The sequence below is a fragment of the Mesorhizobium sp. M0159 genome (genome assembly GCF_040322295.1).
In the GTDB taxonomy this organism is placed as follows: domain Bacteria; phylum Pseudomonadota; class Alphaproteobacteria; order Rhizobiales; family Rhizobiaceae; genus Mesorhizobium.
Map to the genome: position 1 here is coordinate 52,215 of NZ_JAMYTF010000006.1, position 12,507 is coordinate 64,721.

Below are 12,507 nucleotides of genomic sequence, written 5' to 3' on the forward strand. Positions count from 1 at the left end.
ATGGCGGAACTGCGTGGAGCGCTGATCGGCTGCGGCTTCTTTGCCGTCAACCAGTTGCATGCCTGGCGCGACATAGAGGGCGCCTCGATCGCCGCCATCTGCGACCGTGATCCGGACCGGCTGCGGATCGTCGGCGACCAGTTCGGGGTCGCGCGGCGCTATACCGACGCGGCGGCGCTGTTTGCCGGCGAAAGGCTGGATTTCGTCGACATCGCCACCACCGCACCAAGCCACAGAATGCTCGTGGAGATGGCGGCGCAGCACGGCGTTCCGGCAATCTGCCAAAAACCGTTTGCGCCGACGCTTGCCGACGCCAAGGCGATGGTAAAGGCCTGTGCTGACGCCGGCGTGCCGCTGATGGTGCATGAGAATTTTCGCTGGCAGTCGCCGATCCAGGCGGTGCGTACCATGCTCGACAGCGGCGAAATCGGCACCCCCTTTTTCGGACGGATCTCGTTCCGCTCTGCCTATGACGTGTTTTCCGGCCAGCCCTATCTGGCGACCGGAAAGCGCTTCATTATCGAGGATCTCGGCATCCATATCCTCGACATCGCCCGCTTTCTGCTGGGCGACGTCTCGACGGTCACTGCGCGAACGGCGCGCATCAATCCCGGCATTGCCGGCGAAGATGTTGCGACGATGCTGATGGACCACACGAGCGGCGCCACTTCCATGGTCGACTGCAGCTACGCGAGCAAGCTCGCGACAGAGCCGTTCCCCGAGACGCTGATCGAGATCGACGGCAGCGACGGCACGATCCGGCTGGCGCAGGGCTACCGGCTCACCGTCACCGGAAGAAGCGGGACAGTCGTCAGCGATGTCTCGCCACCGCTGCTGGCCTGGGCATCGCGGCCGTGGCACAACATCCAGGAAAGCGTCGTCGCCATTCAAAAGCACTGGGTCGATTGCCTGACCAAGGGAACCGAGCCCGCGACCTCGGGCGCGGACAACCTCAAGACATTAGCGCTGGTCGAGGCAGCCTATGCCGGCGCCGCAGGCCGGGAGCCGGTGCAGCTCGACGCCTTGCTGAAATGACAGCCGATGCCTTCCTCCTCTACGGTACACGTGCAGTTGAAGCCGAACCGGTCAGGCTGCGCGCCGGCGCGCTGACGGCGGACTTCGTCAACGGCAATCTGTGCACCATCCGGCATGGCGGCACCGAGGTTCTGCGCGCCGTCGCCTTCATCGTCAGGGATCGCGACTGGGGCACCTACGAGCCAGCGCTCACCGATTTAATCATCGACCAGGGCGATGACGCTTTCTTCGTCAGCTATTCGGCAGGTTGTTTCGGACCAGAGGGAAGCCGGCTCGACTTCCGTGCGACCATCAAGGGCTCGGCTGACGGCCAGCTGATCTTCGACGTGAGCGCTCTTCCCGACAACGATTTCGAAACCAATCGCTGCGGCTTCTGCATCCTGCATCCGATTGCCGGCCTAGCCGGCAGCCCGGTCACGGTCGAGCATACCGATGGCAGCGTGGTCGCGACGCGGCTTCCAGAGCTGATCGATCCCTGGCAACCTTTCAAGGATTTGCGCGCCATCACTCATGAAGTCCGGCCCGACGTCACCGCCGAATGCCGGATGGAAGGCGACACTTTCGAGATGGAGGACCAGCGCAACTGGTCGGATGCCTCCTACAAGACCTATGTTCGGCCGCTGGCGCTGCCATGGCCCTATGTGCTGCCCGCCGGCAAGACCTTCCGCCAGACCATCAGCTTGCGGATAGAGGGTCGCGGGAAAGTGCCGGCGGCTGCGGCAACCGTCGAACCAATTCGCGTCACGCTCGGCAAAGCCGGACCGGCGCTGCCGGATATCGGCGTGATCATCTACCCGGATGAGGTCGAGGCGGCGCTGGACAAGCTATCGGTGCTGTCCGAGCTTGGTCCGCAGCAATTGATGTTCCATTACGACCCGACGCGTGGCCATGGGCTCGACGCCTTGCGGGCTTACGCCCAGCTCGCCGCCGCCTATCCGGTCCGGACAACGCTCGAATGTGTCATTGCCGGCGACGGCGATCTCGACGTCGAGCTTTCAGACGTCGCCGACAGGGTGCGCAAGGCCGGGCTCAAGCTCTCGGCCATTGCCGTTTCGCCCTCGGTCGACCGGCAGTCGACGCCGCCGGGCAGTGCATGGCCGCAATGCCCACCGCTCGAAGACGTCTATGCCGCGGCGCGGCGCGCCTTTCCCGACACCCGCCTCGGCGGCGGTATGTTCAGTTATTTCACCGAACTCAATCGCAAGCGTGTGCCGGCTGACCCGCTCGATTTCGTCACGCATTGCACCTGCCCGATCGTGCACGCCGCCGACGATCTCAGCGTCATGCAATCGCTGGAGGCACTGCCTTTCATCACGGCGTCAGTACGAACGATCTTCGGAACAATACCTTATCGGATCGGGCCCTCGACCATTGCCATGCGCCAGAACCCTTATGGCGGCGCGACCAAGGCCAATCCCGACAATCAGCGCATTGCAATGGCTGACCGCGACCCTCGCCATGCCGGGCTGTTCGGGGCCGCATGGACGATCGGCTATGCCGCGCGCGTTGCGCCGGCCGGGCTCGAAATGCTGACGCTCTGCAGCTTCACCGGACCATTCGGCGTACTGGCCTCGTCGGGCGAACCTGTCGAAGAAGGTGCACCCCGGCCGATTTTCCACGCGGTGAAAGGACTTTGCGATCTGGCCGGCCATGCGCATGTGGCGGCGACAACGACCGATGAGACGCGGGTATTGGCACTGGCCGGCCGCTCCCAGACAGGCAAGATCATCGTCTGGCTGGCGAACCTTACCCCGGACGATTTTCCGGTCGATGTTTCCGGGCTCGGCTCCGATCGGGGTCCTCTGAAGATCTGGGATGGGCGAATGTCGCGCAAGATTCCGCAAGACACGTCGGGCCGAGACCATCTTGTGATGACACCCTACGCAATCGTCCGGATCGGCTGAAGTCATTTGCCGAGGCTCTTGGATAGCCGCACTTCGGCAGCGGTTGCCCGTAGCGGCAGCACTTCCGTTGCCGACTTGTCACCGGATCTGCTTTCGAAACTCGCCTGGTGCCATTCCAGTTGTCCTGGAAAAAAGACGGCTGAACGAGGCGACGTCCTGATATCCCACCCGATAGCAAATTTCTGAAACGCTCAGTTTCGTTTCCTCAAGCATGGATTTTGCCAACTCCAGCCGCCTTTCCTGGATCCATTTTCCCGGCGTTGTCTGGAGTTCGTCGAAAAATCTGCGAGACAGGGTTCGCGAAGACATGCCCAATTCGGTTGCCAGAAATTTCAGATCGATTTCCGACATCTTGTCGTTCGAGAGCTCGCGCAGCTTGTTCTCGAATGGGCTGGCCTCGTTCGAAATTTCGTCGAGAGAAAATTCGTAGGGACTCTGGAATTTGCGCGGCGGAGGAAGAACCAGAAGTTTTCGAATGATCCGCTCCTCCTTCGAGAAGCCCAGATCGATCAGCAAAGCCCTGGCGAGTTCGAGTCCGGAAAACCCGCCTCCGCATGTGTAAAGGCGGTCCTGGCGAATGAGCAGGCGGGAAGCGTCCCATCGCACTTGCGGAAACCGGCGGCTTGCCTCGGCTTTCAGCCACCAGGATATCGTTGCGCGTTTACCGTCCAATAATCCCGAATTGGCGAGCAGATAACACGCGCCGCAATGTGCTGCGATGATTGCGTCCTGCTGCTGCGCAAGCGCGATCAGCGGTTTTGAATGTTCACTCTCCTCGTCGAGCGAGCGCAGAAGCTCCGGAATCTCGACGCCCGGCATCGCAATGAGAATCAGGACATCCATTTTTCGCGATGGTTGAGCCTTTGTCGGGAAGGAAATTCCGGTGCTTGATGTCGACGGCGCGCCCCTTGAAACGAATTCACAGGAGAGAACCTGTGAACGGCAGACGTCATTCACAAGCTGAAACATTTCCACGAGCGTCGAGACGACGGCCGAATAGAAATTCGACGGCAGCCAGATCACGACGTGGAGGCTCCTGTCAGCCATTGCGGTTCTCCCGGTGTCGTTCTCGCCGACTGGCAAATCTAGCATAGTCTTTGCAAGAATTGCCAATTCAAGAAGAAGCCAGGCGCCTCCAAGACGGGCCTATGCGGGCCTGCTGACGAAAGCGGGCGGCGGAAATCCACGGCTGGGAAGATGCAAATGCTGAAATCGCTGAATGAAAACAACGCGGCACATACACCGGATTCAGACGGCAACATAAAACTGCGTCGGTCCGGGCTCAGGCTGATCTGTGGTCAGCCAGTAGGCCGAGAACAAGGTCCGACCGCGACGCCGGTCGGGACCTGCACTTGATTTTCAGTTGCCGGAATTCATCACGTAGAGCGCGCGCGAGCGTTCGAGGTGCTTGATCATCGCCTTCTCGGCGCCATCCGCATCCTTGGCTTCGATGCGTCCGACGATCTCTTCATGCTCGGTCAGCGTGAACTTTTCCTTGCCGGTCCAGATCAGCATTTCGGTGTGGTATTCCTTTAGCCAGCCTAGCATTGCCTCGCTGACAGCGACATAGATCGGGTTACCGGATATTGCCGCGATCTGTGTGTGGAATTTCATGTCGGCAGATATGAAGGCTTCCGAGTTGCCACGATGGCTGCGCTGCTCGGCGACCGTTTCCCGCAGCCGCTGCACGTCCTCGGCTGTGGCCTTTTCTGCAGCTTCCTTGACCATGCCGCGCTCGAAGAAGATGCGCGCGTTCTTGAGGTGCTCGAGCGTGTCCTTCGATGACGACAGGATGATCTTGGCTGCGCCGTCGACCTGCTTGATGATCGACTTGGCGGTGAGCTGCAGCACCTTGGCACGCTCACCATGCGAGATCGCGACCAGCCCCATATTGCTCAACGCCTGCATCGCCTCGCGGATCGCCGGCCTGCCGACCTCGAAACGCTCCATCAATTCGCGCTCCGACGGCATGTCGTCACCCGGCAGCAATTCGCCGCCGGTGATCAGGCGCTTCAGTCTCAAGAATACTTCGTCGGAAAGCTTGCGCCGGACGATCGGCTCCGAACGGTTCATCGTCGCGAATCACTCCTTTGACCGGCCTATACCTAGCATTTCCGCCGTGAATTCCGGAACGCCTGTTGCCGACTCGCCCTTACCGCCAAGCCGGATAGGGCTTGCAATGCTTATGTACTCATTATACCAGATTTCGAGGGCCAAGGAACCTTTTTCGAAACCTCCCCGGCAGGCCGCGCGAATATGATTGTTCTTACCTATCGCATCGAAACGCCCGGCAATATCGAGGCGCTGGCGGCCAAGATTGCAAGCGACCAGTCGACCGGGACCTTCGTCGCGCTGGCCGGCGAGACGGAAGAGCTCAAGGCTAGGGTCGCAGCGCGAGTCCTGGCGATACGGCATCTGCCGGACGCGGACCGGCCGTCCCTTCCCGAAACCGGTTCCGGAGCAAGCCCCGAAGCACGCAACGGCCCGGTCAAGCGCGCCGACATCGATATCGCCTTTCCGCTGGACGCCATCGGCACCGACCTGTCGGCGCTGATGACCATCGCCATCGGCGGTGCCTTTTCGATCAAGGGCCTGTCCGGCATCCGTGTCGTCGACATGAAGCTACCCGAGGAGTACCGGGGCGCGCATCCGGGCCCGCAATTCGGCGTCACGGGCAGCCGCAGGCTGACCGGTGTCGCGGATCGTCCGATCATCGGGACCATCGTCAAGCCGGCGCTGGGACTCCGCCCGTACGAGACGGCCGCAATGGTGCAAGAGCTGATTGCCGCCGGCGTCGACTTCATCAAGGACGACGAGAAGCTGATGAGCCCGGCCTATTCACCGCTGTCGGAGCGAGTGAGGGCAATCATGCCGCTGATCCTCGACCACGAGCAGAAGACCGGTAAGAAGGTCATGTATGCCTTCGGCATTTCACATGCCGATCCCGACGAGATGATGCGAAACCACGATCTGGTGGCAAAGGCCGGTGGCAATTGCGCGGTGGTCAACATCAATTCGATCGGCTTTGGTGGCATGGCTTACCTCCGAAAGCGCTCTAGCCTGGTGCTCCATGCCCACCGCAATGGCTGGGACATTCTCACCCGCCATCCCGGCCTCGGCATGGATTTCAAGGTCTGGCAGCAGTTCTGGCGGTTGCTCGGCGTCGACCAGTTCCAGATCAACGGCATCGCCTCGAAATACTGGGAACCCGACTGGTCCTTCGTCGAATCCTTCAAGGCGGTGACCACGCCGATCTTTTCGCCGGCCGATTGCGCATTGCCGGTCGCCGGCTCCGGCCAGTGGGGCGGGCAGGCGCCTGAAACCTTCCAGCGAACCGGCCGGACGGTCGATCTTCTCTATCTCTGCGGCGGTGGCATCGTCAGCCACCCGGACGGGCCGGGCGCCGGCGTGCGCGCCGTGCAGCAGGCCTGGCAGGCGGCGGTCCAGGACATTCCGTTGGCGGATTATGCCTTGAGCCATGTCGAGCTGGCGCGGTCGATCGAGAAGTTCGGCGGCGGCGAGGCGGCCTGACGCCATGCAAAACCTGCTTCTGAGTTACTATGGCGACGACCTGACCGGCTCGACCGACGTTATGGAGGCGCTCGAGCTCGGCGGCGTGCCGACCGTCCTGTTCATGCGCCAGCCGGACGAGGCGCTGCTTTCGCAATTTGCGCATTGCCGCGCCCTTGGGCTGGCCGGCACCAGCCGCAGCGAGACGCCGCAGTGGATGGACACGCATCTGCGAGATGCCTTCGCCTGGCTGAAGACCGTCAACGCCGAGATCTGCCACTACAAGGTCTGCTCGACCTTCGATTCCAGCCCGGCAATCGGCAGCATCGGCCGGGCGATCGAAATCGGCCGCTCGGTTTTCCGGCAAGACGGCGTGCCGCTGGTGGTCGGCGCGCCGCAGCTGAAGCGCTACACCGCCTTCGGTCATCTGTTCGCGGCCTATCGCGAAAAATATTTCCGCATCGACCGCCATCCCGTGATGAGCCGCCATCCGACCACGCCGATGGACGAATCCGACCTACTGATCCATCTGTCGCGCCAGACCAGCCTCGCCTCGGGCCTGGTCGACCTGGCGACGCTGCAGTCTGCGTCGCGGTCGAAAGCATTCGACCGGCTTGTGGAGAATGGCTCAGGTATCGTGCTTGTCGATGTCGATAGCCTGGAAACCCAGGCACTTGCCGGCAAGGAGATTTGGCGCGCTCGCAAGCCGGGCGGTTATTTCGTCGTCGGCTCTTCAGGCATCGAATATGCCTTGCTGGTCGAATGGGCATCGAACCGGATCGTGCATACCAAATCCGCCTTTTCGCCGCCGGGGGCTGCCGACAGGATCGCCGTGGTCTCGGGGAGCTGCTCGCCGACGACGGAACGACAGATCCGTCATGCTCTGGCCGACGGCTTCGACGGGATCGAGCTCGACCCCGTCGAACTGGTTTCTGAGGCTTCGAACGATGCGATTGCGCGCGCGGTGGCGACCGGCCGCTCCAGCCTACGGGCCGGGCGCAGCGTCATCCTCTACACCGCGCTCGGACCTGCGGCCGACCGCGGTGCAGAAATCGATCTCCGGGAAGGCGCCCGCCATAAGCTCGGCCGCGGCCTTGGCGAGGTTCTCCGCGAACTGACGCTTCAAGAGAAGCTACTGCGCGTGGTCATTGCCGGCGGCGACACGTCGAGCCATGCACTTGGCCAGATGGGCGTCGACGCGCTGACTGTGCGAATGCCGCTGCCGGCATCGCCGGGCTCGCCACTTTGTGTGGCGCATTCAAGCATTAAGGCGATCGATGGGCTGGAAATTGCCCTCAAGGGCGGGCAGGTCGGAACCGACCGCTATTTCTCCACTATTCGCGATGGGGTCGGCGGTTGAGAGCGGGGAATGTCAGGTCAAATCGGTGATGCTCGATCGGGATCGAGGATAGTCACTAGCCGGCAAACCAGAAATCTCAGGCGTTCAGATCAGCGGCAATGCCACTCATCCCGCTATCTGCCCATTGTCCTGCCTGGATGATACTGACGGGCGTAGGCGACACAGGCGTCTACCGTGCTGACACAGAGCGCATCGCGGTTATTCGGCAGGTTGTTGTCGCCGGCGTAGGCAACCTCGGCAACATGACCGTCAACCATTCGAATTTGCGTGTTGCAATAGCCGCCGGGGGCGACGTTGACGGAACCTCCCAGCGCCGGGACGGGGCCAATGGCCACGGTCGGAACGACAATGTTGAGATTGCCGCGTTGAACGACGCGCTGATAGGTCCAGATCTGGCCGGATTTGCCGACATCGGCAGTGGCGGTCGGAAAGCCGGCGCACATTCGAACGTCCGCCTCGCTAAGGCCGACCATCTCCCTGCGGGCTGCCGCCGCCGTGGCGTCTTCCTTCGCAGTGCTCGACGTGTCATCGGGCATGACGCAGGAAGACAGGATGGCGGCGCTTGCCGATAGAAGGAGAAGGGCAAGCTTTCGGGTGTGGAAAGATGTCATACCAACTTCGGATTGCACGGGAGCCCCGAATGCCAACCTAGGAAGTGGGCCAATCGAGTCAACCGGCAGAAAATTCACGAAGTCGTTTGGTCCGCCATTCCGCCGCACGCATCTGCTGGAAGAGGTTGAGGCTGCCGCCGTGACCCTCGCGCCCTATCTTCCGCCTGGGCATCGGATTTCCCAAACCGATCCCTTCTTGTCAGACGTACTGGCGCACGGTGCTGTGACTTTGGTTCGGCCGACGGTGTGCTAGTTTCAGCCAATTGCTCCGGAGACGTCATGCCTATCAAGCTGCAAGAAATCGCCCTCGCTCTTCTGCTGTTGGTTGCCGGAACTGGGGTGGGTCACGCGGAGACGGCCCAGCGGCCGCCGCCCACAGGCGGGGTTCTCTCGCTCCTGCCACCGCCGCAGACTTCCGATCATTCGATCGTCATTGCCGGACGCACGCTCGATTACGAGGCCAAGGCCGGCACGCTGTCATTGCCGTCCGGCAAAGGCGATATCACCGCCGAGATTTTCTACGTCGCCTATGCACTGCATTCCGGGAAAGAAACGGGACCGGATCCGCGGCGCCCGATCACCTTCGTGTTCAATGGCGGTCCGGGAGCAGCTTCCGCTTATCTTCATCTCGGCGCGCTCGGTCCGCGGGTCCTGGCGACGGCGGCCGATGGAAGTTTCTTGCCGCCGCCGCAGAGGCTGTTCGACAACCCCGACACTTGGCTCGACATGACCGACTTGGTCTTTGTGGACCCTGTTGGAACCGGTTACAGCCGTGAAGCGCCCGGCACGGAAGCACACAGCTTCTGGGGCGTCAGCCAGGACGCCGCGTCGATAGGCGCGTTTATCCGGCTCTATCTGGCGCAGACGAACCGTACGGTATCGCCTGTCTTCCTGGCTGGCGAAAGCTATGGCGGCTTTCGAGCAGCATTGCTCGCCAGGAAGCTTCAGGAAGACATCGGCATCAGCCCGAGTGGCGTCGTGCTGATTTCGCCGGCGCTCGAATTCACGCTGGTGCGCCCGGACGAGTTCCAGCCGCTCCACTGGGCGCTGGAACTGCCGTCGCTGGCGGCAGTGCGCCTACACAGCGAAGGCGTTTCCGGCCCGGCCCTGCAGGAGCGGCTGGCGGAAGTCGAACGCTATGCGCTCGGCGATTATCTGGCCGCGCTGGCAGGTGGGCTGGAGCAGGGTGGGCGCCTGGCGAGCCAGCGTGTCGCCGCAATCACCGGTCTGCCACTCGATCTCGTCCAGCGGCACTTTGCACGCATTCCCATAGGGCTGTTCGCCAAGGAGTTTGCACGGGCAAAGGGCAATGTTCTCAGCGCCTATGACGGCAACATCGCGACAGCGGACGTGGCGCCAGAGAGCCTGGGAGTCGAGGGTCCCGATCCGGTGCTCGACCGAAGCGTGCCGGCGCTCACCTCCGCTTTCGTCGGCTATGTGCGTGATGAATTGAACTTCCGCACGGATATCAGCTATCGGCTTCTCAACCGTGAAGTCAGCGGCAATTGGGACTATGGGACGAGCGCGACGCGTCAGGGCTATGCGGGTGTCATGGACGACCTTCAACAGGCGCGCGTGCTAAACCCCAGCCTCGGCGTGCTGATCGTCAACGGCTACAGCGACCTAGTGACGCCGTACATGGGCTCGCGCTACCTGCTTGGTCAAATTCCTTCGCTTGCCGGCGCAAAGCCCATTCGCACCGAGGTGCTGGAGGGCGGGCACATGATGTATCTGAGGCCGGATGGACGGGCGGCACTGAAGCAGGCCGCGTCCGAGCTTTACCGAACGACGCAATGAGACGGTTTGCCCAAAAAAGCGCCGGATACGCTGTTCGCCCTCTCATCAGGCCCTAGTTCCATCGCGATTGATCGGTTACACACCTAGGATGGCGTCTTTCAGCGACGTTCGACAACGGATTAGCCGGCTCTCCAGAATCGCGCCACTGGTGCGGCGTGCTGCCGAGCGGGCCATTCGGAACACCAAGCCACACAGGCTGACAAGCCTTGTTGACCGTTGGAATGCGCTGTCGCTGGCAACGCAGTTCCTGCTCGCGGGCGGTCTATTTTCCCTGTCAGCCATGGTGGTGGTGGGGATTTCCGTCACGAACCATATAGAAACCGTGGTCACGCAGAATTCGGCTTCCGCGACGGCTCTTTACGTGGACAGCGTTATCGCGCCGCTGCTTCCGGATATGCGCAAGAGCGAAGTGCTCGACGAGAGCGTCGCCCATGCGCTCGATGAAACGCTGGGACAAGGGGCACTCGGCACAAGGCTCGAATCCTTCAAGCTCTGGCGTCGCGACGGAACCATCCTGTATTCGACCGACAAGACATTGATCGGCAAGCGCTTCGAACCCAGCGACAATCTCCGGGCGGCATTCGCAGGCCAAATGGTCTCGGAGTTCGACAAGCTCGACGATCCGGACAGCGAGGCCGAAAGAGCCAGCGGCTTGCATCTCCTCGAGATCTACAATCCGGTGCTGCAGCCATGGTCGGGGGAAGTGGTGGCCGTTTCGGAATTCTACGAGGTCGCCACTGATTTTGAAAGAAACCTGCATCAGGCGCTCATTCGAACCTGGCTGGACGTTGCCGCCGTCACAGCGGCCTTCTTTCTCGGGCTGTCGGCAATCGTGTTCCGTGGCAGCCGCATGATCAGTTCGCAGAGCCGCTCGTTGAAGCAGCGCATTGCCGAGCTTTCCGATCTGCTTGCGCAAAACAGACTGTTGAGGCTGCGGGTGCAGCGTGCCTCGCAGCGTGCCACCGCACTTAACGAACGCTATCTCAGGCGCATCGGTGCGGACTTGCACGATGGCCCCGCGCAATTGGTTGCTCTCGCGGCGCTGGGGATCGACAGCCCCGTCATTGCCGATCCCGCTACGCCGCAATCGAAGCGCGCACAGGAATTGCTGGCCATCAAAGCACATCTGGACGATGCCATGCGCGAGATCAGGAGCATCAGCAAGGGCCTTGTCCTGCCGCATATCGAGCATGCCGAACTGGGTGAAATTCTCCAGCTAGCCGTACAGGCGCACGAAGAACGAACCGGCGTCAAAGTGAGATTATCGATGACCGGCGGCCATGCGCCGTTGTCGCCGGCGGCCAAGATTTGCATCTTCCGCTTCGTCCAGGAGGCGCTGAACAATGGATTCCGTCATGCCGGAGGTGAAGGTCAGTCGGTCGAGAAACATTTCGACGGCGAGCGCGTTTGTATCGAAGTGGCCGACGCCGGCGCTGGCTTTGACCCGCAAATCGTGCGTCCCGAGAGGCTGGGACTCGTTGGGCTGCGCGAGCGGGTGGAAAGCCTCGGGGGCCAGTTTACCGTGACTTCCTCACAGAGTGGCACAGTCGTAAGAATGGCCCTCAACATCGTTGAAATGGGGCAGACATGACAGTAGCCATCAAGCTCGCCATCGTCGACGACCACCCGCTGTTCAGGGAAGGCGTTGTGCGCACGCTCGATCAGATCGGCGGGTTCGAGATCGTCGGTGAAGGAAGCAGCAGAGACGATGCCCTGCGGATAATCGAAGACCAGCGGCCCGACATTCTGCTGATGGACATCTCGGTTCCTGGAGGTGGCCTTGGCGTGATCGGACCGGCCCTTGAGCGGCATCCGGCACTGAAAATTGTGATGCTGACCGTTTCGGAAGAAAACCAGCACGTGATGACCGCGTTGCAGAGCGGGGCAAGGGGCTATGTTCTGAAGGGGGTCGGGTCGAGGACGTTGGCTGCGATCCTGCGCACGGTAGCGTCGGGCGAACGATATGTCTGTCCACAATTGTCGGCGCGCCTGTTGGCCGATCTCTCGGCTCAATCAAAAGAGCCGGCGAAAGCTGACGGACTTGCCGACCTCACCAGCCGCGAAAGGGAGATCCTGACGCTGGTTGCCGCGGGACTGAGCAACAAGCGGATCGGGCTTCGGCTGAACCTGCATGAAAAGACGATAAAGCACCACATGACGCGAATCCTGGCCAAGCTCAACGTCAGCAACAGGACCGAAGCCGCCATGACCTTGCGCGACGCGACTGAGCGCCGCCATCCGCCTGTTCGCGATCATGCTTGAGCCGAAATTGCCGCACTGCGCGGCCATG

At 61.7% G+C, this 12,507-nt stretch carries 10 protein-coding genes; 7 read left to right on the forward strand and 3 right to left on the reverse strand.

The window, feature by feature from the left end:
• Together NKJ32_RS08200 and apnL are read left to right on the forward strand one after the other, a co-directional pair.
• The gene (locus NKJ32_RS08200) at window positions 1–1,035 is read left to right on the forward strand and encodes a Gfo/Idh/MocA family protein (RefSeq protein ID WP_352827321.1); all 1,035 of its coding nucleotides are present in this window, start codon (window positions 1–3) and stop codon (window positions 1,033–1,035) included.
• Window positions 1,032–2,939, forward strand: a complete 1,908-nt coding sequence (apnL, locus tag NKJ32_RS08205; RefSeq protein WP_352577755.1) for a D-apionate lactonase — start codon at window positions 1,032–1,034, stop codon at window positions 2,937–2,939. The genes NKJ32_RS08200 and apnL overlap by 4 nt, the downstream gene beginning before the upstream one ends.
• A 78-nt stretch (window positions 2,940–3,017) precedes the next feature.
• On the opposite strand, the gene NKJ32_RS08210 is transcribed toward apnL, so the two are convergent.
• Window positions 3,018–3,986 (reverse strand): GlxA family transcriptional regulator, encoded by a 969-nt coding sequence (locus tag NKJ32_RS08210; RefSeq protein WP_352690521.1) that lies wholly within the window; start codon window positions 3,984–3,986, stop codon window positions 3,018–3,020.
• A 312-nt stretch (window positions 3,987–4,298) separates the two neighbouring features.
• Window positions 4,299–5,012 (reverse strand): transcriptional regulator NanR, encoded by a 714-nt coding sequence (locus tag NKJ32_RS08215; RefSeq protein WP_352577753.1) that lies wholly within the window; start codon window positions 5,010–5,012, stop codon window positions 4,299–4,301.
• Between the two features lie 183 nt (window positions 5,013–5,195).
• Here NKJ32_RS08215 and oiaX point away from each other — a divergent pair, with 183 nt between their 5' ends.
• Together oiaX and NKJ32_RS08225 are read left to right on the forward strand one after the other, a co-directional pair.
• The gene (oiaX, locus tag NKJ32_RS08220) at window positions 5,196–6,470 is read left to right on the forward strand and encodes a 3-oxo-isoapionate-4-phosphate decarboxylase OiaX (protein WP_352644177.1); all 1,275 of its coding nucleotides are present in this window, start codon (window positions 5,196–5,198) and stop codon (window positions 6,468–6,470) included.
• Between the two features lie 4 nt (window positions 6,471–6,474).
• Window positions 6,475–7,809 carry a four-carbon acid sugar kinase family protein gene (locus NKJ32_RS08225; protein ID WP_352568076.1) on the forward strand — a complete coding sequence of 445 codons (1,335 nt, stop codon included), beginning with the start codon at window positions 6,475–6,477 and terminating at the stop codon, window positions 7,807–7,809.
• A gap of 113 nt (window positions 7,810–7,922) precedes the next feature.
• On the opposite strand, the gene NKJ32_RS08230 is transcribed toward NKJ32_RS08225, so the two are convergent.
• Window positions 7,923–8,420 (reverse strand): hypothetical protein, encoded by a 498-nt coding sequence (locus tag NKJ32_RS08230; RefSeq protein ID WP_352469597.1) that lies wholly within the window; start codon window positions 8,418–8,420, stop codon window positions 7,923–7,925.
• 279 nt (window positions 8,421–8,699) lie between these two features.
• Here NKJ32_RS08230 and NKJ32_RS08235 point away from each other — a divergent pair, with 279 nt between their 5' ends.
• The 3 genes from NKJ32_RS08235 to NKJ32_RS08245 all read left to right on the forward strand — a co-directional run bounded on the left by NKJ32_RS08235 (window position 8,700) and on the right by NKJ32_RS08245 (window position 12,479).
• Complete coding sequence (locus NKJ32_RS08235; RefSeq protein ID WP_352568075.1) at window positions 8,700–10,217, forward strand: S10 family peptidase; 1,518 nt, start codon at window positions 8,700–8,702, stop codon at window positions 10,215–10,217.
• Between the two features lie 148 nt (window positions 10,218–10,365).
• Window positions 10,366–11,808 (forward strand): sensor histidine kinase, encoded by a 1,443-nt coding sequence (locus NKJ32_RS08240; protein WP_352644183.1) that lies wholly within the window; start codon window positions 10,366–10,368, stop codon window positions 11,806–11,808.
• Entirely contained in the window at window positions 11,805–12,479 is a 675-nt protein-coding gene (locus tag NKJ32_RS08245; protein ID WP_352448141.1) for a LuxR C-terminal-related transcriptional regulator, read from the forward strand. The genes NKJ32_RS08240 and NKJ32_RS08245 overlap by 4 nt, the downstream gene beginning before the upstream one ends.
• The last annotated feature ends 28 nt before the right edge of the window (window positions 12,480–12,507 follow it).

Excerpts from the sequence above, each read along its gene's own strand:
- NKJ32_RS08215 (WP_352577753.1), bottom strand. The coding sequence starts at position 5,012 with ATGAACCGTTCGGAGCCGATCGTCCGGCGCAAGCTTTCCGACGAAGTA.
- NKJ32_RS08230 (WP_352469597.1), bottom strand. The coding sequence starts at position 8,420 with ATGACATCTTTCCACACCCGAAAGCTTGCCCTTCTCCTTCTATCGGCA.
- apnL (WP_352577755.1), top strand. The coding sequence starts at position 1,032 with ATGACAGCCGATGCCTTCCTCCTCTACGGTACACGTGCAGTTGAAGCC.
- NKJ32_RS08235 (WP_352568075.1), top strand. The coding sequence starts at position 8,700 with ATGCCTATCAAGCTGCAAGAAATCGCCCTCGCTCTTCTGCTGTTGGTT.
- NKJ32_RS08225 (WP_352568076.1), top strand. The coding sequence starts at position 6,475 with ATGCAAAACCTGCTTCTGAGTTACTATGGCGACGACCTGACCGGCTCG.
- NKJ32_RS08245 (WP_352448141.1), top strand. The coding sequence starts at position 11,805 with ATGACAGTAGCCATCAAGCTCGCCATCGTCGACGACCACCCGCTGTTC.
- NKJ32_RS08200 (WP_352827321.1), top strand. The coding sequence starts at position 1 with ATGGCGGAACTGCGTGGAGCGCTGATCGGCTGCGGCTTCTTTGCCGTC.
- NKJ32_RS08210 (WP_352690521.1), bottom strand. The coding sequence starts at position 3,986 with ATGGCTGACAGGAGCCTCCACGTCGTGATCTGGCTGCCGTCGAATTTC.
- oiaX (WP_352644177.1), top strand. The coding sequence starts at position 5,196 with ATGATTGTTCTTACCTATCGCATCGAAACGCCCGGCAATATCGAGGCG.